This window comes from Microcella sp. (assembly GCF_040286215.1).
GTDB lineage: Bacteria > Actinomycetota > Actinomycetes > Actinomycetales > Microbacteriaceae > Microcella.
Genome location: NZ_JAVKCK010000017.1, coordinates 324,024 through 340,255 on the forward strand (window position 1 = coordinate 324,024; position 16,232 = coordinate 340,255).

General features: G+C 66.9%; 19 protein-coding genes and 1 pseudogene. 9 read left to right on the forward strand and 11 right to left on the reverse strand.

The genetic code is table 11. The features are described 5' to 3' along the window. Window positions 1-2: 2 nt before the first annotated feature. Both RJQ01_RS09320 and RJQ01_RS09325 read right to left on the reverse strand, forming a co-directional pair. Window positions 3-920 (reverse strand): SPFH domain-containing protein, encoded by a 918-nt coding sequence (locus RJQ01_RS09320; RefSeq protein WP_350476446.1) that lies wholly within the window; start codon window positions 918-920, stop codon window positions 3-5. Continuing rightward, entirely contained in the window at window positions 917-1,396 is a 480-nt protein-coding gene (locus RJQ01_RS09325) for an NfeD family protein (protein WP_350476447.1), read from the reverse strand. The genes RJQ01_RS09320 and RJQ01_RS09325 overlap by 4 nt, the downstream gene beginning before the upstream one ends. Window positions 1,397-1,482: 86 nt before the next feature. Between RJQ01_RS09325 and RJQ01_RS09330 the strand changes: the two genes are divergently transcribed. The 4 genes from RJQ01_RS09330 (at window position 1,483) to RJQ01_RS09345 (ending at window position 3,689) form a co-directional block, all read left to right on the forward strand. Beyond that, window positions 1,483-2,253, forward strand: a complete 771-nt coding sequence (locus RJQ01_RS09330) for an SDR family oxidoreductase (RefSeq protein WP_350476448.1) — start codon at window positions 1,483-1,485, stop codon at window positions 2,251-2,253. Then, complete coding sequence (locus RJQ01_RS09335; protein WP_350476449.1) at window positions 2,253-2,711, forward strand: NUDIX hydrolase; 459 nt, start codon at window positions 2,253-2,255, stop codon at window positions 2,709-2,711. Before RJQ01_RS09330 ends, RJQ01_RS09335 begins: the two co-directional genes overlap by 1 nt. Before the next feature lie 234 nt (window positions 2,712-2,945). Continuing rightward, window positions 2,946-3,308 carry a DUF2200 domain-containing protein gene (locus RJQ01_RS09340; protein WP_350476450.1) on the forward strand — a complete coding sequence of 121 codons (363 nt, stop codon included), beginning with the start codon at window positions 2,946-2,948 and terminating at the stop codon, window positions 3,306-3,308. Window positions 3,309-3,311: 3 nt separating this feature from the next. After that, on the forward strand, window positions 3,312-3,689 hold the full coding sequence (locus RJQ01_RS09345; protein ID WP_350476451.1) for a YchJ family protein: 378 nt from the start codon (window positions 3,312-3,314) through the stop codon (window positions 3,687-3,689). Between the two features lie 142 nt (window positions 3,690-3,831). Here the strand turns inward: RJQ01_RS09345 and trpD are convergent, their stop codons facing one another. After that, complete coding sequence (gene trpD / locus RJQ01_RS09350) at window positions 3,832-4,896, reverse strand: anthranilate phosphoribosyltransferase (RefSeq protein ID WP_350476452.1); 1,065 nt, start codon at window positions 4,894-4,896, stop codon at window positions 3,832-3,834. Window positions 4,897-4,974: 78 nt separating this feature from the next. Here trpD and ctaE point away from each other — a divergent pair, with 78 nt between their 5' ends. The 4 genes from ctaE (at window position 4,975) to qcrB (ending at window position 9,196) form a co-directional block, all read left to right on the forward strand. Then, window positions 4,975-5,604, forward strand: a complete 630-nt coding sequence (gene ctaE, locus RJQ01_RS09355; protein ID WP_350476453.1) for an aa3-type cytochrome oxidase subunit III — start codon at window positions 4,975-4,977, stop codon at window positions 5,602-5,604. A gap of 73 nt (window positions 5,605-5,677) precedes the next feature. After that, a complete protein-coding gene (gene qcrC, locus RJQ01_RS09360) occupies window positions 5,678-6,478 on the forward strand; it encodes a cytochrome bc1 complex diheme cytochrome c subunit (protein ID WP_350476454.1) in 801 nt (266 codons plus the stop codon). Between the two features lie 34 nt (window positions 6,479-6,512). Continuing rightward, the gene (gene qcrA / locus RJQ01_RS09365) at window positions 6,513-7,577 is read left to right on the forward strand and encodes a cytochrome bc1 complex Rieske iron-sulfur subunit (RefSeq protein WP_350476455.1); all 1,065 of its coding nucleotides are present in this window, start codon (window positions 6,513-6,515) and stop codon (window positions 7,575-7,577) included. Next, complete coding sequence (gene qcrB / locus RJQ01_RS09370) at window positions 7,574-9,196, forward strand: cytochrome bc1 complex cytochrome b subunit (RefSeq protein ID WP_502885254.1); 1,623 nt, start codon at window positions 7,574-7,576, stop codon at window positions 9,194-9,196. Before qcrA ends, qcrB begins: the two co-directional genes overlap by 4 nt. A gap of 82 nt (window positions 9,197-9,278) precedes the next feature. On the opposite strand, the gene RJQ01_RS09375 is transcribed toward qcrB, so the two are convergent. The 7 genes from RJQ01_RS09375 to RJQ01_RS09405 form a co-directional block, all read right to left on the reverse strand. Continuing rightward, on the reverse strand, window positions 9,279-9,962 hold the full coding sequence (locus RJQ01_RS09375; protein ID WP_350476456.1) for a GNAT family N-acetyltransferase: 684 nt from the start codon (window positions 9,960-9,962) through the stop codon (window positions 9,279-9,281). Next, on the reverse strand, window positions 9,851-10,279 hold the full coding sequence (locus tag RJQ01_RS09380) for a GNAT family N-acetyltransferase (protein WP_350476457.1): 429 nt from the start codon (window positions 10,277-10,279) through the stop codon (window positions 9,851-9,853). The genes RJQ01_RS09375 and RJQ01_RS09380 overlap by 112 nt, the downstream gene beginning before the upstream one ends. 1 nt (window position 10,280) lies before the next feature. Beyond that, a complete protein-coding gene (locus RJQ01_RS09385) occupies window positions 10,281-10,697 on the reverse strand; it encodes a cytochrome c oxidase subunit 4 (RefSeq protein WP_350476458.1) in 417 nt (138 codons plus the stop codon). A 10-nt stretch (window positions 10,698-10,707) separates the two neighbouring features. Next, the gene (gene ctaD / locus RJQ01_RS09390; protein ID WP_350476459.1) at window positions 10,708-12,444 is read right to left on the reverse strand and encodes an aa3-type cytochrome oxidase subunit I; all 1,737 of its coding nucleotides are present in this window, start codon (window positions 12,442-12,444) and stop codon (window positions 10,708-10,710) included. A 6-nt stretch (window positions 12,445-12,450) separates the two neighbouring features. Beyond that, window positions 12,451-13,320 carry an aa3-type cytochrome oxidase subunit II gene (gene ctaC / locus RJQ01_RS09395; protein ID WP_350476460.1) on the reverse strand — a complete coding sequence of 290 codons (870 nt, stop codon included), beginning with the start codon at window positions 13,318-13,320 and terminating at the stop codon, window positions 12,451-12,453. Between the two features lie 168 nt (window positions 13,321-13,488). After that, window positions 13,489-13,836, reverse strand: a complete 348-nt coding sequence (locus RJQ01_RS09400; RefSeq protein ID WP_350476461.1) for a HesB/IscA family protein — start codon at window positions 13,834-13,836, stop codon at window positions 13,489-13,491. A gap of 44 nt (window positions 13,837-13,880) precedes the next feature. Further along, on the reverse strand, window positions 13,881-15,320 hold the full coding sequence (locus RJQ01_RS09405) for a dipeptidase (RefSeq protein WP_350476462.1): 1,440 nt from the start codon (window positions 15,318-15,320) through the stop codon (window positions 13,881-13,883). 46 nt (window positions 15,321-15,366) lie between these two features. Between RJQ01_RS09405 and RJQ01_RS09410 the strand changes: the two genes are divergently transcribed. Next, the gene (locus RJQ01_RS09410; RefSeq protein WP_350476463.1) at window positions 15,367-15,969 is read left to right on the forward strand and encodes a DUF3043 domain-containing protein; all 603 of its coding nucleotides are present in this window, start codon (window positions 15,367-15,369) and stop codon (window positions 15,967-15,969) included. Here RJQ01_RS09410 and RJQ01_RS09415 read toward each other — a convergent pair. Beyond that, a pseudogene (locus tag RJQ01_RS09415) lies at window positions 15,966-16,232 on the reverse strand (quinone-dependent dihydroorotate dehydrogenase); the annotation flags it as partial. The gene RJQ01_RS09410 and the pseudogene RJQ01_RS09415 overlap by 4 nt on opposite strands.

Below are 16,232 nucleotides of genomic sequence, written 5' to 3' on the forward strand. Positions count from 1 at the left end.
GCTCAAGCCTTGGGCGGGGTGCCGCCAGGGCCGAAGAAGCCCTGACCGATGCCCTTGAGCGCCTCGGTGAGCTCGCTCGGGATGATCCACATCTTGTTGGAGTCGCCCTCGGCCAGCTTGGGGAGGGTCTGCAGGTATTCGTAGGCGAGCAGTTTGCTGTCCGGGTCGCCTTCGTGGATCGCGGCGAACACGATCTTGATCGCCTCCGCCTCAGCCTCTGCGCGCAGCACCTGCGCCTTAGCATCACCCTCCGCCTTGAGGATCGCGGACTGCCGGGCACCCTCGGCCTCGAGAATCTGAGACTGCTTGGTGCCCTCCGCGGTGAGGATGACGGCGCGCCGATCGCGCTCGGCGCGCATCTGCTTCTCCATCGAGTCCTGGATGCTCACGGGCGGGTCGATGGCCTTGAGCTCGACGCGGTTGACGCGCAGACCCCACTTGCCGGTCGCCTCGTCGAGCACGACACGCAGCTGACCGTTGATGTTGTCGCGACTGGTGAGCGCCTCTTCGAGGTTCAGACCGCCGACGACGTTGCGCAAGGTTGTGACGGTCAGCTGCTCGACGCCGGCGAGGTAGTTCGCGATCTCATAGGTTGCGGCACGGGCATCCGTGACCTGGAAGTAGATGACCGTGTCGATCGAGACCACGAGGTTGTCCTCGGTGATGACCGGTTGCGGGGGGAAGGAGACGACCTGCTCGCGCATGTCGACGAGCGGCCGCATGCGGTCGATGAAGGGTACGAGCAGGTTGAGGCCCGGCTGAAGCGTCTTGTGGTAGCGACCGAGCCGCTCCACGACGCCTGCGTAGGCCTGCGGCACGATGCGGATCGCGCGGATGAGGACGACGACGACGAAGATGCCGAGGACGACGAGAAGGGCGATCACGAAGATCTGCCCGATGAACTCCGAGGGAGCGATCACGAGGGGTCTTTCCTTTCTTCCGGGGCGACCTCCACGGTCGCTCCATCGACGCGGGTGACGACCACGCGGTCGCCCTCCGCGAGACTGAGGTGCTGGGTCAGGTCTGCGGCGAGCCGCGCCGTCCAGGTCTCGCCGTTGGCGAGCTTCACCTGCCCGCCGGAGTCGCTCACGGGCAGCACGACGCGTGCGCGCATGCCGTACAGGGCGTCGACATTGCTCTTGGCCGGATCCGCTCCCTTGCGCAAGGTCTGCAGTAGCAGGGGTCTGATCGTGAACAGGAGCAGGGCCGAGAGAACCGCCGCCGCGCCCACCTGCAGCCACCACTCGGCGCCGAGCAGGTTGAGGCCGAGACCGCCCAGAAGCGAGCCCGCCGCGATCATGAGGAATGTGAACTCGAGCGTGACGACCTCGATGATGACGCAGATGATCACGAAGACCAGCCAGATGATCCAGAGATACTGCGTCAGATCGATCACGATGCCCTCCTCGCCGGCGTGCGGCTCACGCTATCACCGGGAGGTGACCGTTGATCGGGCGCCGTGAGCCGGTAGGGTCGAGAACCGTGAACAGCCCTCTGCAGCCCGGCCAGCTCGCCGGCACCACCGCCCTCGTCACCGGATCCTCGCGCGGCATCGGCGCCGACACGGCGAAGTACTTCGCCGCCGCGGGTGCGAACGTGGTCATCAACTACCGCTCGAAGGCCCCGCGGGCCGAGAAGCTGGTCGCCGAGCTCGAGGCGGGCGGCACGGAGGCGATCGCGATCGGCGCCGACCTCACCGACCCCGCCTCCGTCGAGTCGATGATGGAGGCGATTCGCTCCCGCTTCGGCACGCTCGAGATTCTCGTGCTCAACGCGTCGGGCGGCATGGAGTCGGGTATGGGGGAGGACTACGCCCTGCGTCTCAACCGCGACGCGCAGGTGAACGTCCTCACGGCTGCGCTCCCGCTCCTGGGGGAGGGGTCGCGCGTCGTGTTCGTCACGAGCCACCAGGCGCACTTCATTCGCACGACCCCGACGATGCCGGAGTACGAGGCCGTCGCGCTCTCGAAGCGTGCGGGTGAGGATGCTCTGCGCGAGCACATCGACACGCTCGCCGACCGCGGCATCGGCTTCACGGTCGTCTCGGGCGACATGATCGAGGGCACCATCACGGCGACCCTCCTCGAGCGCGCGGCGCCCGGCGCAATCGACGCTCGCAAGGAGGCCGCCGGTCGGCTTTACAACGTGAGCGAGTTCGCCGCCGAGGTCGCCCTCGCGGCGGTCGAGCCGGTGCCGGTCGACAACACGCGCCTCGTGGGTGACGTGCGCTCGTTCACCGCGGCGAGCCAGTAGTGGTCGCGGCGCGCGGCCTGCGCCGAGCATCCCGCATCATTCTCCTGGACGAGGAGGGACGCGCTCTGCTCTTCCTGACCGCGGCGCCCGACTCGACGCGGTTCGCGCGGTGGATCACGCCGGGCGGGGGAGTCGACCCGGGGGAGTCGCACGCTCAGGCCGCCGTGCGCGAGCTCTTCGAGGAGACCGGGCTCGTCGTCGACAGCGTGGGCGAGCCCATCTGGAGCCTCGACTTCGATGTCGCCTGGGACGAAGCCGACCACGACCGAGGCCACGCCGAGTACTACCTCGTGCGGTGCGAGCGCTTCGAACCGGTCTCGACGAATTGGACGGCCGACGAGCACGTCGACGTGACCGCACACGGCTGGTTCACCGGCGACGAGCTGCTGCGCGCCGGGCAGCCGTTCGAGCCCTACGACCTGCCCGCGCTGCTGCGACGATTCGCTCACGACGACTGACTCGGTCGCTGACTCAGTCCGTGACGACGCAAGGGTTATCCGCGCCTCCGACGGCGCAACTCGCACGGTGTCAACAATTCTGCCCGCCTGAGAGGGTGAGTGCTGTCCGCACCGGTACGACGCTCGCGGGAACAGTATCCGATAATGCACATTATGTCAGTTAGAGCGCGCGGTCGGCGCCGTTGATCGACAGCCTCCGGAGCGGTGCACCCCCCTCCCGGTAGCATTCCCCGCATGGCCACCGCACCGGCGACGCTCGAGCGCGTCGCACGCATGTCGTTCGGCCAGGTGTACCCGCTCTACCTCGCGAAGCTCGAGCGCAAGGGTCGCACGCAGGATGAGCTCGATCAGGTCATCACGTGGCTGACGGGTTTCGATGCTGCGCAGATCGCCGAGCACGTGGCCGAGCAGACGACGTTCGCCGAGTTCTTCGAACGCTCGACCTTCCAGCCCAAGGCCTCGCTCATTACCGGGATCATCTGCGGGGTGCGCGTTGAGGAGATCGACGAGCCCCTCATGCAGCGCGTTCGCTACCTCGACAAGCTCGTCGACGAGCTCGCGAAAGGCAAGGCCATGGGGAAAGTGCTGCGGCACTGAGGGATGACCGCACTCTGCCCCTGCCTTAGCGGACTCCCCTACGACGGGTGCTGCGCTCGACTGCACCGCGGAGACGCGCACGCCGCGACGGCTGAGCAGCTCATGCGCTCGCGCTTCTCGGCCTTCGCCGTGGGCGACGCCGACTATCTGGTCACCACGTGGCACCCCTCAACGCGACCACCGGTCCTCGAACTCAATGCCGAGCTGCGCTGGTACCGACTCGACATTCTTCGCACGACGGCGGGCGGGCCGCTCGATCGCGAGGGCACGGTCGAGTTCGAAGCCTTCTACCGCTCCCCCGAGGGAGCCGGGTCTCAGCGTGAGAACAGCAGCTTCGTGCGCGAAGACCGCCACTGGTACTACCTGCGCACTCTCGACTGACCGGGGCGACCCGCACACCTGTCAGTCGACAGCGCGCACCGAGGGCCGTCTCCCCCACGACCGAGCGCGTCGCGCCAGAACGCGACAGCCGCGACGTCATCGTCGACCTGGATGACCAGCCGAAGCTGGCGAGCAGCCAAGCTCAGGCACGCCCCGACTGGGTCGCCTGCGCCCAGGCGTCAAGCTTGGCCGCGGCGCGACCCGAGTCGACGGCGTCAGCGGCCACCGCGAGCTGCTCGCCCAGACGCTCGACGAGCGGCCTGCGCACCTGGTCGGGATCCTGCGCGAGCGCGAACGAGACGAGCCCCGCCGCCGCGTTGAGCAGCACGATGTCGCGCACGGGGCCCGACTCCCCCGCGAGCACGGCGCGGGCGAGGCCCGCATTGTGCTCAGGCGTCGACCCCAGCAGATCCTCGATCTGCGCCGTCGCGATGCCGAGCTCGGAAGGGTTGAGATCGTGCTCCGTCACCGAACCGCGCGAGACCTCCCACACGTGGGAGTGCCCGGTCGTCGTCAGCTTGTCGATGCCGTCGTCGCCGCGGTACAGCAGCGCCGTCGCGCCGCGCGTGCGGAACACGCCCACCATGAGCGGCACGCGATCGAGGTGCGCGACGCCGACGGCGGACGCCTCCGGGCGGGCCGGATTGCACAGCGGACCCAGAATGTTGAAGACGGTCGAGACGCCGAGCTCGCGCCGAGCCGGACCGGCGTGGCGGAACCCAGGGTGGAAGGTCGGCGCGTGCAGGTAGGTGAGTCCCACCTCGTCGAAGACGCGCGCGACGCCCGCCGGGTCGAGCTCGAGGTCGATACCGAGCACCCCGAGCACGTCCGACGCGCCCGAGGCGGAGCTCGCTCCCTTGTTGCCGTGCTTCGCGACGGGCACGCCGGTCGCCGCGACGACGATCGACGCGATCGAGGAGACGTTCACGACGGCGCCGTACGGGTCTCCTCCGGTTCCGACGATGTCAAGAACCATGGGCGGGATGCTCACCTCGCGTGCGCTGGCGAGCGCAGCATCCCGAAATCCCACGATCTCGTCGACCGTCTCGCCCTTCGCCCGGAGAGCGACGAGGAAGCCGGCGAGCTGCGCCTCGGTCACCTCCCCCGCCATCACCTGGCGCATCGCCCAGGAGGCGTCGCCGATCGAGAGATCCTCGCGGTCGAGGAGTCTCGTGAGCACAGCCGGCCAGGTCAGCGTCGCAGACATGGCCCCAGGCTACTGAATCGATCGTCTTGGGCATGTCGTCGGGCCCGAACCATCAGGATCATCGGTCATAATGGTTGAGTGACCAGCACCTCTCTCTCCAGCTCGCTCAGCGCGCCCACGATCAACCGACCGAATGTCGTCGCCGTGGGCACGATCGTCTGGCTGGGCAGCGAAGTCATGTTCTTCGCCGGCCTGTTCGCCATGTACTTCACCCTCAGGTCGACCTCCCCCGATCTCTGGACGGCGGGGACAGAGAAGTTCAACATCCCCTTCGCGGCCACCATCACGACGATCCTGGTGCTCTCCTCGGTCACCGCGCAGTTCGGCGTGTTCGCCGCCGAGCGACTGCAGCCACGCCGCACCGGCTGGAAGCCCACCCAGTGGGGCATGATCGAGTGGTTCTTCCTCACCTACGCCATGGGCGCGGTCTTCGTCGCCGGCCAGGTGTACGAGTACGCCGTGCTCGTCAGCGAATACGTCACTCTCAACTCCGACGCCTTCGGCTCGGCCTTCTACCTCACCACGGGCTTCCACGGCCTCCACGTGACCGGCGGCCTCATCGCCTTCCTCCTGGTGATCGGCCGCGCATATGCCGTGAAGACCTTCACACATCAGGACGCGACCAGCGCGATCGTGGTCTCCTATTACTGGCACTTCGTCGACGTGGTCTGGATCGGCCTCTTCCTCGTCATCTACATCCTGCAATAGCCGACCGGCAGCCGACGCTCCTCACCGCTTCGACGAGACGCCCCCCATCAGACGAAACGAGACGCAGCACACCATGGCATTCACCTCCGCAGCCTCCCCCCGTCGCGCTGGCCGCCGCAGCCCACTCGCGATGGCCGCACTCCTCGTGGTCGGATTGCTCGCCACGGGCGGGGTGTACGCGCTCGTGACGACCTCAGCGACCGCCGAGACGCGGGCGGCGAGTGCCGAGCTCGTCGACGAGGGCGGCAAGCTCTTCGCTGCGAACTGCGCAAGCTGCCACGGCCTCGCCGCCGAGGGCACGGCGGCCGGCCCGAACCTCATCGGCGTCGGCGCTCTCGCCGTCGACTTCCAGGTCGGCACGGGGCGCATGCCGATGGCCGCGTCGGGCCCGCAGGCGGAAGTCAAGCCCGTGCAGTTCACGCAGGAGCAGATCGATGCCATGGCCGCGTGGGTCGCAGAGCTCGCGCCAGGACCGGCGATTCCCGCCGACCGCTACCTCGCCGGCGACGGCGACGCGTCGAACGGCGCGGAGCTGTTCCGCATCAACTGCGCGATGTGCCACAACGTGGCCGGCGCCGGTGGTGCGCTCACCGAAGGCAAGTGGGCACCCGGCCTGGCGAACATCGACCCCGTCCACGTCTACGCGGCGATGGTCACGGGCCCGCAGAACATGCCCGTCTTCAGCGACCTCAACCTCACGCCGGAGGAGAAGAACGACATCATCACCTACCTCCGGTACCTCGACGAGAATCCGTCGGTGGGTGGCTTCGACCTCGGAAGCCTCGGACCCGTCTCAGAGGGGCTGTTCATTTGGATCTTCGGACTCGGCGGACTCGTCGCGGTGACGATCTGGCTCACCGCGAAGTCCAACTGAGATTCGATCTCACACTCTGACGAAAGGATTGGCAATGGCGGAGGTTCAGGACGGAGCCGTGGGTTCCGCGGTGCAGAAGCTCGACGACCAGTCGCCCGCCCCGGCGACCGCGGTCGTGCGCTCTGACCGCGTTCCCAACCCCGGGTTCCCGCCGGAGCGCCCTCGCGTCACCGATCTCGACCCCAAGAAGGCCAAGGCCGCTGAGCGCACTGTCACCGCGCTGTTCTTCCTGTCGATCATCGGCAGTGCCTTCGCCGTCGCTGCGTACGTCCTGTTCCCCATCGATGAGGGGGCGCCGAGCACCATCCGATTGAGCAACATGTTCATCGGCATCGGCATCACGCTCGGCCTCCTTGGCATCGGAATCGGTGCCGTGCACTGGTCGAAGGCCCTCATGCACGGCCACGAGGAAGTGGAGATGCGTCACCCGACGCGCGGCTCCGACGAGTCTCGCGAGAAGGCCGTCCAGATCTTCCGGCAGTCGAACGAGGAGTCAGGCTTCACGCGTCGCAGCCTCATGCGCAACACTCTGATCGGCGCCGTCGTGGCGACGCCCATCCCCGCCGTCGCGCTGTTCCGAGAGCTCGCCCCGCACGAAGACCCCATTGCCCTTCTGCGACACACCATGTGGGATACCGGAGTGCGCCTGGCGCGCGACCCCTCCGGCACGCCCATTCTGGCCTCCGACGTCACCATCGGGTCGGTCTTCCAGGTCATCCCGGAGGGTCTCGCCGACCTGGAGTCGCACCGCATCGAGGAGAAGGCCAAGGCCGCTGTCCTCCTCATGCGCCTCCCCATAGACGAGCTGAACGAGCGCGAAGATCGCCGCAGCTGGTCGTACGACGGCATCGTCGCCTACTCCAAGATCTGCACGCACGTGGGCTGCCCCGTTGCTCTCTATGAGCAGCAGACCCACCACCTGCTGTGCCCCTGCCATCAGTCCCAGTTCGACGTCGCGAATCACTGCGAGGTCATCTTCGGACCGGCGGCTCGCCCTCTTCCCCAGCTCCCGATCACTGTGGACGACGAGGGCTACCTGGTCGCGCAACGCGACTTCGAAGAACCTGTGGGACCGAGCTTCTGGGAGCGTGAACTGTGAGCACCACTGCCACCGCACCCGCCGCCGGCACAACCGAGGTCGCGCCGTCGCGCGGCATGCGGTTCACCGGATGGGCGGCCAACTACATCGACGAGCGCACGAGCGCGTCGACGGCGGTCAAGACGATGGGTCGGAAGATCTTCCCCGACCACTGGTCGTTCATGCTCGGCGAGGTCGCGCTCTACAGCTTCATCGTCATCCTGCTCAGCGGCACGTTCCTCACCTTCTTCTTCGACCCGTCCATGACGGAGGTCGAGTACGAGGGCTCCTACCTGCCGCTGCAGGGCATCCCGATGTCGGTGGCTTACCACACAGCGCTCGACATCTCGTTCGAGGTGCGCGGCGGCCTTCTCATGCGCCAGGTGCACCACTGGGCGGCCCTGCTGTTCGTCGCTGCGGTGGGTCTGCACATGCTGCGGGTGTTCTTCACCGGGGCGTTCCGCAAGCCGCGCGAGCTCAACTGGGTGGTCGGCTTCCTGCTCTTCTTCATGGCGATGGCTCTGGGCTTCACGGGTTACTCGCTTCCGGACGACGTGCTCTCCGGCAACGGGCTGCGCATCATCGACGGCATGATCAAGGCTGTCCCCGTGGCAGGCGGCTGGATCTCGTACCTGCTCTTCGGAGATGAGTTCCCGGGAACCGACATCATTCCGCGCCTCTACGTGCTGCACATCATGCTGCTGCCCGCCATCACGATCGCTCTCATCGGCATCCACATGGTCCTCCTGATCGTGAACAAGCACACACAGTTCGCGGCGCCGGGCCGTACCAATGACAACGTCGTGGGCGCACCCGTGCTGCCGGCGTTCGCCGCGAAGGCCGGTGGCTTCTTCTTCATCGTCTTCGGCGTGATCGTGCTCATCGCGTCCTTCTTCACGATCAACCCGATCTGGAACTACGGACCGTACGACCCCTCCCCCGTCTCGGCAGGAACCCAGCCGGACTGGTACATCGGATTCGCGGACGGGGCACTGCGCCTGATCCCGTCCAACCTCGAGTCGGTGATCTTCGGCTACACCTGGTCGTGGGGTATCCTCATCCCGCTCGTCGGCCTGCTCGTCTTCCTCGGGCTCGTCGCCGTCTATCCGTTCATCGAGGCCTGGGTCACGGGCGACAAGCGAGAGCACCACATCGCCGAGCGTCCCCGCAACGCCCCCACGCGCACGGCGATCGGAGGCGCGGGCGTCATGTTCTACGCAGGCCTCTGGGCTGCCGCGAGCTCCGACCTCATCGCCACCCACTTCCGACTGTCGATCGAGGGCGTCATTCTCGCGCTCCAGCTGATCACGGTGCTCGGCCCGATCATCACCTACTTCGTGACCAAGCGCGTCTGTCTCGCGCTGCAGCGCAAGGACCGCGAGATCGCGCTGCACGGATTCGAATCGGGTCGCATCGTTCGCCTGCCGGGCGGCGAGTACATCGAGGTTCACGAGCAGCTCGACGACTACGAGCGCTGGAAGCTTGTGAGCTTCGACGAGTACCAGCCGCTCATGGTGCGCCCCGACGATCGGGGCCGCATCACAGTGCGCCAGCGCGTCCGCGCAGGGCTCTCCCGCTGGTTCTTCGAAGACCGCATCGCGCCCGTCACGGCGCGCGAGCTGGAGCAGCAGAAGCACTAATTCCTCGACCGCGCAGCGGGGCGGCGCCGCCCAGGAGATCATTCCGAGGTGGCGCCGCCCGGCTGCGGTGACGGGAGCCCGCTCAGGAACGCGAGCGTGCGCGCCACTCACGACTGAGCACCGCGTAGCGCTCGAGAGTCGTCCACTCGCCCTTGAACCAGTCACCCTCGACCGCCGCGCCCTCGAAGCGCCACCCCAGAGCGCTCACGAGGCCCCTCATTCCATCGTTGCGCGCATCCAGCTGGGCGATGATGCGATGCGCCCCCGCACGGTCGACGAGCCAGTCCGTCAGCACCTCCAGTGCTTCGCGGGCGTAGCCACGACCCTGGTGGGCCGCCGCGATCGTCACACAGATCTCGTAGCTGTCCGGCTGGCCCGCGAGAGCACAGAGCCCGACGTCTCCGACGAGCGCCATCTCGCCATCTGCCTGCACCGCATCGATCGCGAGTTGAGCCCACTCCCCCTCCGTCGGCAGGATGCCGTGCGCGGGCTGAGCGGCGAGGAGGCTGCGGGCGTCGGCTAGGTCGAACTCCGGTGTCCATGACTGGAACGCGGCGACGGCGACGTCGCGACGATAGGCGACGAACTCGTCGAGGTCTGCTGCAACGAGCAAGCGCAACCGCACGCGCGCACCGCTCAGCGCACCGTCCGCGCTCAGAACACCCGTCGCATGTACTCGGCGTTCTGCGTGTAGCCGAGACGGTCGTAGAAGCCGCCGGCGCGCCGGGCGGCGACGGTGAGTTGACGAACTCCCCGACTGACGCACTCAGCCTCGACAGCATGCACAAGCTGCGTACCGAGGTCCTGACCGCGCACTGCCTCGTCGACGGCGATCTCTTGCAGCTGCGCCGAGAGTCCGTTCGTCGACAGAAGCCTCGCCACGGTCGTCAAGGCGTAGCCGCTCACTGCTCCCTCGTCGTCTTCAACGACGAGGAGAAAGGCCCCTGAGTCGTCGGTGGCGTCGACCAGCGCCGTGAAGCTCTGGTCGAACGCCGCGCGCACCGGAACGAAGGCAGCGCCCAGCTGCTGCACGAGCGCGAACACCGCGTCCGCATCTGCGGAGGCGGCAGCACGCACGGTCATCTCAGCGCCCGAAGTTGCCGCGGTAGTACTCGTACACCCAGCCCACGAGGGCGATGAGCGCGATCACCGAGGCGTACCCGACGATCCAGAAGTCGATGGCGAGGCCCAGGAACACGAGAGCGGCACCGCCGGCGAGCAGCACCGGCCACCAGCTCCACGGAGGGAAGAAGCCCTGCTCTGCTTCGCCGTCATCGATGTCGGCATCCCCGCGATCCTCGGGCAGCTCTCCTCCCTGGTTGCGGTACACGAGCCGCAGGTAGAAGGCGATGAACACGGACAGGACGGCGCACAGGCCCAGCGATACGGCTCCCACCCACTCGACCTGACCGGTGTCGAGAATCGACCACCCCACGTAGATCGCGGTCAGAGCGAGAAAGAAGACCAGCAGGATCCAGAACAGGTTGATGTTCGTCTTCATGGCTGGTCGCTCACTTCACCTTGTCGTCGCTGATGTCGTACGTGGCGGCATCCGGAGCGTCCTTCGCGGGGCCGATGCCCATGGGCATCCCCGCCTCCGGGTGGTTCAGGTCGAACGCCGGCGACTCCGACCGGATGCGCGGGATCGACGTGAAGTTGTGGCGCGGCGGCGGGCAGCTCGTCGCCCACTCAAGCGACCGGCCATAGCCCCACGGGTCGTTGACGGTGACCTGAGGAGCACGGCGGGCGGTGATGTACACGTTCAGCAGGAACGGAATCATGGATGCCGCGAGCAGGAACGAGCCGAACGTCGAGAGCTGGTTCATCCACGTGAAGCCGTCTTCGACAAGATACGTGGCGTAGCGGCGCGGCATTCCCACCACACCGAGCCAGTGCTGCACGAGGAACGTCGCGTGGAAGCCGATGAAGAGAGTCCAGAAGTGGATGTGGCCGAGACGCTCGTTCAGCATCTTGCCCGTCCACTTGGGCCACCAGAAGTAGAACCCGGCAAACATCGCGAACACGACGGTACCGAAGACCACGTAGTGGAAGTGGGCGACCACGAAGTAGGAGTCTGAGACCGCGAAGTCGAGCGGCGGCGACGCGAGAATGACACCCGTCAGCCCGCCGAAGACGAAGGTGACGAGGAACCCGAGGGCCCAGACCAGAGGAGTCTCGAACGTCACGGAACCGCGCCACATCGTGCCGATCCAGTTGAAGATCTTCACACCCGTGGGCACAGCGATGAGCATGGTCATGAGGGCGAAGAACGGCAGCAGTACAGACCCGGTCACGTACATGTGGTGTGCCCACACCGTGATCGAGAGGGCGGCGATCGCGATCGTGGCGTACACGAGCGTCTTGTATCCGAAGATCGGCTTGCGGCTGAAGACGGGGAAGATCTCGGAGACGATGCCGAAGAACGGCAGAGCGATGATGTAGACCTCCGGGTGGCCGAAGAACCAGAACAGGTGCTGCCAGAGGATCGCTCCCCCCGTCGCTGCGTCGAACACGTGCGAGCCGAACATTCGGTCGGAGCCGAGCGCGAAGAGCGCCGCGGCCAGGACGGGGAACGCCATGAGGACCAGCAACGAGGTCACGAGGGTGTTCCACGTGAAGATCGGCATGCGCCACATGGTCATGCCGGGCGCGCGCATCGTGATGATCGTCGTGATGAAGTTCACGGCACCGAGGATCGTTCCGAATCCGCTCAGACAGAGCCCGAAGACCCACATGTTGCCGCCGAGCCCCGGCGTGAAGGTCTGGGATGACAGCGGGGCGTAGGCGAACCACCCGAACGAGGCGGCCCCTTGCGGTGTGAGGAAACCCGCGACGGCGATGAGCGAGCCGAACGAGTAGAGCCAGTAGGCGAAAGCGTTCAGACGCGGGAAGGCGACGTCCGGGGCGCCGATCTGCAGCGGCATGAGCACGTTCGCGAAACCTGCGAAGAGCGGCGTCGCGAACATGAGGAGCATGATCGTGCCGTGCATCGTGAACAGCTGGTTGTACTGCTCCTTCGTCGCCACGACCTCGAGGCCCGGGGCGAAAAGCTGCGCGCGGATGACGAGCGCCATCACTCCGCCGATGAGAAAGTAGACGAAGGAGGAGATCAGGTACATGTACCCGATCGTCTTGTGGTCGGTCGAGGTGATCCAGCCGACGAAGACGTTGCCCTTGCGTCCGACGGTGGGAGAGACGTGGCCTGGTTCGCTCGTCGAGACGTTCGGCCTGGGTGCGGTCGTGGTCATGCCCGCTTACTCCTCTTCCGTGGTGCCGGTCGTGCCCGGCAGGTTCGCGTTGGTGTTGAACTCTGCACCGAGCCTGCCGACATTGCCCTGTGCCCGTAGCGCGTCCATCTGAGCGTCGTACTCCTCCTGCGAGACGACCTCGACGTTGAAGAGCATGAGCGAGTGGTACTCGCCGCACAGCTCTGCGCACTTGCCGGTGTACGTGCCCTCCTTCTGAGGGATGAAGTACCAGTAGTTGGTCTCGTTCTCCCCCGGGAACATGTCCTTCTTGTAGAGGAAGTCGATGATCCAGAACGAGTGCAGCACGTCGCGCGACTCGATGAGGATCTCCACCTTCTTGTTCACCGGCAGGTAGAGCGTCGGCAGGGAGTCGACGTCGATCTCGTTGTTCGGCCCCGTCTCCTGAGCCTGGATGCCTTGGTAGAAGACGTCGTCGGTGATGTAGTTGAAGTCCCACGCCCAGCGCTTGCCGTACACCTCGATCGTGACGTCGGGGTCGGCCAGAGGTGCTTCGATCTCGGCCTGGTCACGCGCGGTGAAGGCGAAGAAGCCGAGCACCAGGATCAAGGGAACAACGGTGTAGAAGATCTCGATCGGCATGTTGTAGCGCAGCTGCGCGGGCAGGCCGGTCTGGCCCTTGCGCCGGCGGTACACGATCGCTGCCCAGATGATGAGCCCCCACGTGATGGCACCCACAGCGAGCAGCACGATCCAGGAGGTCACCCAGAGACCGATCACACGGTCGACTTGGTTGGTCGTGCCGGGCTCGGTCGGCAACCAGCCGAGGGTCTGCTGCGTCGTGCAGCCCGCGAGTGCGACCGTGGTGATGATCGCGAGCGGTATGGCCGTCAATCGAAGACGTCGGTTGGAGCGCACCGGTGACCTCTCGAGCTGGGGAGCGGGGAACCGTTTCAGTCTACGTCACTGCATCCTGCGGAACGGCCCTGCGACGCTCCGAAACGGTGGGCGAAGCGGTGCCGACAGAGAGAAAGGCACCCTCACGAGGTGAGGATGCCCTGCTCGACGCACTGGCGCGGAAGAGCCTCAGTGGAAGCTGTCTCCGCACGCACAGCTGCCGCCTGCGTTGGGGTTGTCGATCGTGAAGCCCTGCTTCTGGATCGTGTCCTCGAAGTCTATGGAGGCGCCCTCGAGGTAGGGGACGCTCATCTTGTCGACGACGACTTCGACGCCGTCGAAGTCACGGCGGCTGTCGCCCTCGAGCATGCGCTCGTCGAAGTACAGCTGGTAGATGAGCCCCGAGCAGCCTCCGGGCTGCACCGCGAGACGCAGGCGGAGGTCGTCGCGGCCCTCCTGCTCGAGCAGGGCGCGCACCTTGGCCGCCGCCGCGTCGGTCAGTGAGACGCCATGGGCACTGGTCATCGTGTCGGTCATGAGACCTCCTAGGTGGTGAGAAGACTGACCCTCAGTGTACGCCGTCAGTCTGCGTCCCGCGGCAGGCTCACGGCGCCGTCCAGGCGCGCGAGCAGGAGAGCCTCAGTCAGGATCGCCCGATGGAAGACGCCGAGGTGGAGGGACTCATTGGGGCTGTGCGCCCGCGTCTCCGGATCCTCGACGCCGGTCACGAGCACCTGCGCCTGGGGAAAGGTCTGAGCAAGCTGGGCGATGAACGGAATTGAGCCGCCCACACCGGTCAGCTGCGGCACCTCGCCCCAGGCCTCCTCCATCGCCGTCAGCACCTCGTCGACGGCCCAGCCGGCCGTGTCGACGAGGAAGGGGTCGCCCAGGTCGACGGCCGCGAAGGACACATGGGCCCCGAAGGGCGCGTGGTGGCGAATGTGGCGCTCGATCGCCGTGAAGGCGTCCTGAGCGCTCTGACCCGGTGCGACTCGGCAGCTGATCTTGACGGTGACAGAGGGCAGGAGCGTGTTCGAAGCGTTCTGCACGCTCGGTGCATCGATGCCGGTCACGGTGATGGCCGGTTGCGCCCAGAGCCGGTGCAGGATCTCCCCACGGCCGATGGGCGACACTCCCTCGAGCAGAGCCGCGTCCTCGCGAAAGCGCTCCACCGCGACGGCCGGAACGTCCTGCGTATGCGAGGTGAGACCCTCGACGGCGACAGACCCGTCGTCGTCGTGCAAGCTGGCGAGTATGCGCACGAGCGCCAGCATCGCGTCGGGGGCGGCGCCGCCGAGCATCCCCGAGTGGGAAGCGTGTCCCAGGGTCGACACTGTGAGGTGGAAGGCTGCATTGCCGCGCAGGCCAACGGTGAGTGACGGGATCGTCGTCGTCCAGTTGTCGGAGTCGGCGACGACGATGACATCCGCGGTGAGGAGAGCGCGGTGTTGGGCGAGCATCGTCTCGAACGACCGCGACCCGAACTCCTCCTCGCCCTCGATGAACACGACAAGACCCAGGTCAGGGTCGGCGCCCTGAACATCCACCAGTGCTCGAATCGCCGCGACGTGCGCAAGCACACCTGCCTTGTCATCCGCCACGCCCCGCCCGTAGAGACGATCGCCGCGCAGCGTCGGCTCGAAAGGCGGCGAGTGCCAGTCCTCTTCCCGACCGGGAGGCTGCACGTCGTGGTGGGCGTACAGCATGACGGTCGGCCGCCCGGCACGGGGCTCCCGGCGCGCGATGACGGCGGGCTGGCCCCGCTGCTCGGAGCCGGGCACGGGCGCCCGCTCGATGGTGACCGTGTCGAATACGCCGAGCTCTCGCAGGAGCGCCGCGACGGTCTCAGCCGACTCCTGCACGCGCTGGGGATCGAAGCCGTCCCACGACACCGACGGGATGCGCACGAGCGTCGAGAGGTCCGCGATGGCGGCGGGAAGCCCGTCCCGCACGGCATCGGCGAGCCGCAGCCGCACATCGCCGGGGGTCGACGGGCGGGCGGGACGAGGGTCGGAGGTCATGCCGGTAATCTTAAGACCCTGCCCCACAACGGAAGGATGTGCCCCCGTGGCCGCCCGAGACAAGACGAACGCCGAACCCACCGGCTCCGAGCAGGCGAGCGCCGACGCCGTCGAGCAGACTCCAGGACCGGCATCCGCCAGCAAAGGTCGCCCCACACCCACCCGCAAGGAGCGCGAGGCGGCCCGCAAGCGTCCGCTGGTGCCGGACGATCGTCGGCAGGCTCGAAAAGAGGCGCGCGCGAAGATGAACGCCGCGCGCGAGCGCGCCCGCATCGGCATGGCGGCTGGCGATGAGCGCTACCTCCCGCAACGGGACAAGGGCCCGCAGCGCAAGTTCGTCCGCGACTACGTGGACGCCCGCACGAGCCTGGGCGAGTTCCTCATTCCGGTGATGTTCCTCGTCATCATCGCGACCTTCATCCCCTCCCTCGAGGCGCAGACCATCTCGATCCTCGTGCTGTGGGGATTCTTCCTCGTCGCGATCATCGACTCTGTCGTCCTCTCCTGGCTCGTCAAGCGCAAGCTCGCCAAGAAGTTCGGCTCCGCCGAGAAGGGTGTGGGGTTCTACGCCGGCATGCGCGCCCTCCAGTTGCGCGTCCTGCGCCTGCCGAAGCCCCAGGTCAAGCGCGGGGAGTTCCCCGTCGTCTAGGTCGAGGAGGGCTGGTCTCCCCCGACCGTTCGGCGCCGCGCAACGAGGCCGCGCGTGATGCTGCGTGCCCAGAGCGGTCCGCGGTAGAGGAAGGCCGTGTAGCCCTGCACGAGGGTAGCTCCAGCCTCGAGGCGCTCCGCAGCGTCCTCCGCCGTGTCGATGCCGCCGACCGAGATGATGCAGAAATCGTCAGGCACGGCAGCGCGAAGACGGCCCAGCACCGCGAGAGAGCGGGCGGCGAGCGGCGCGCCGCTGAGGCCGCC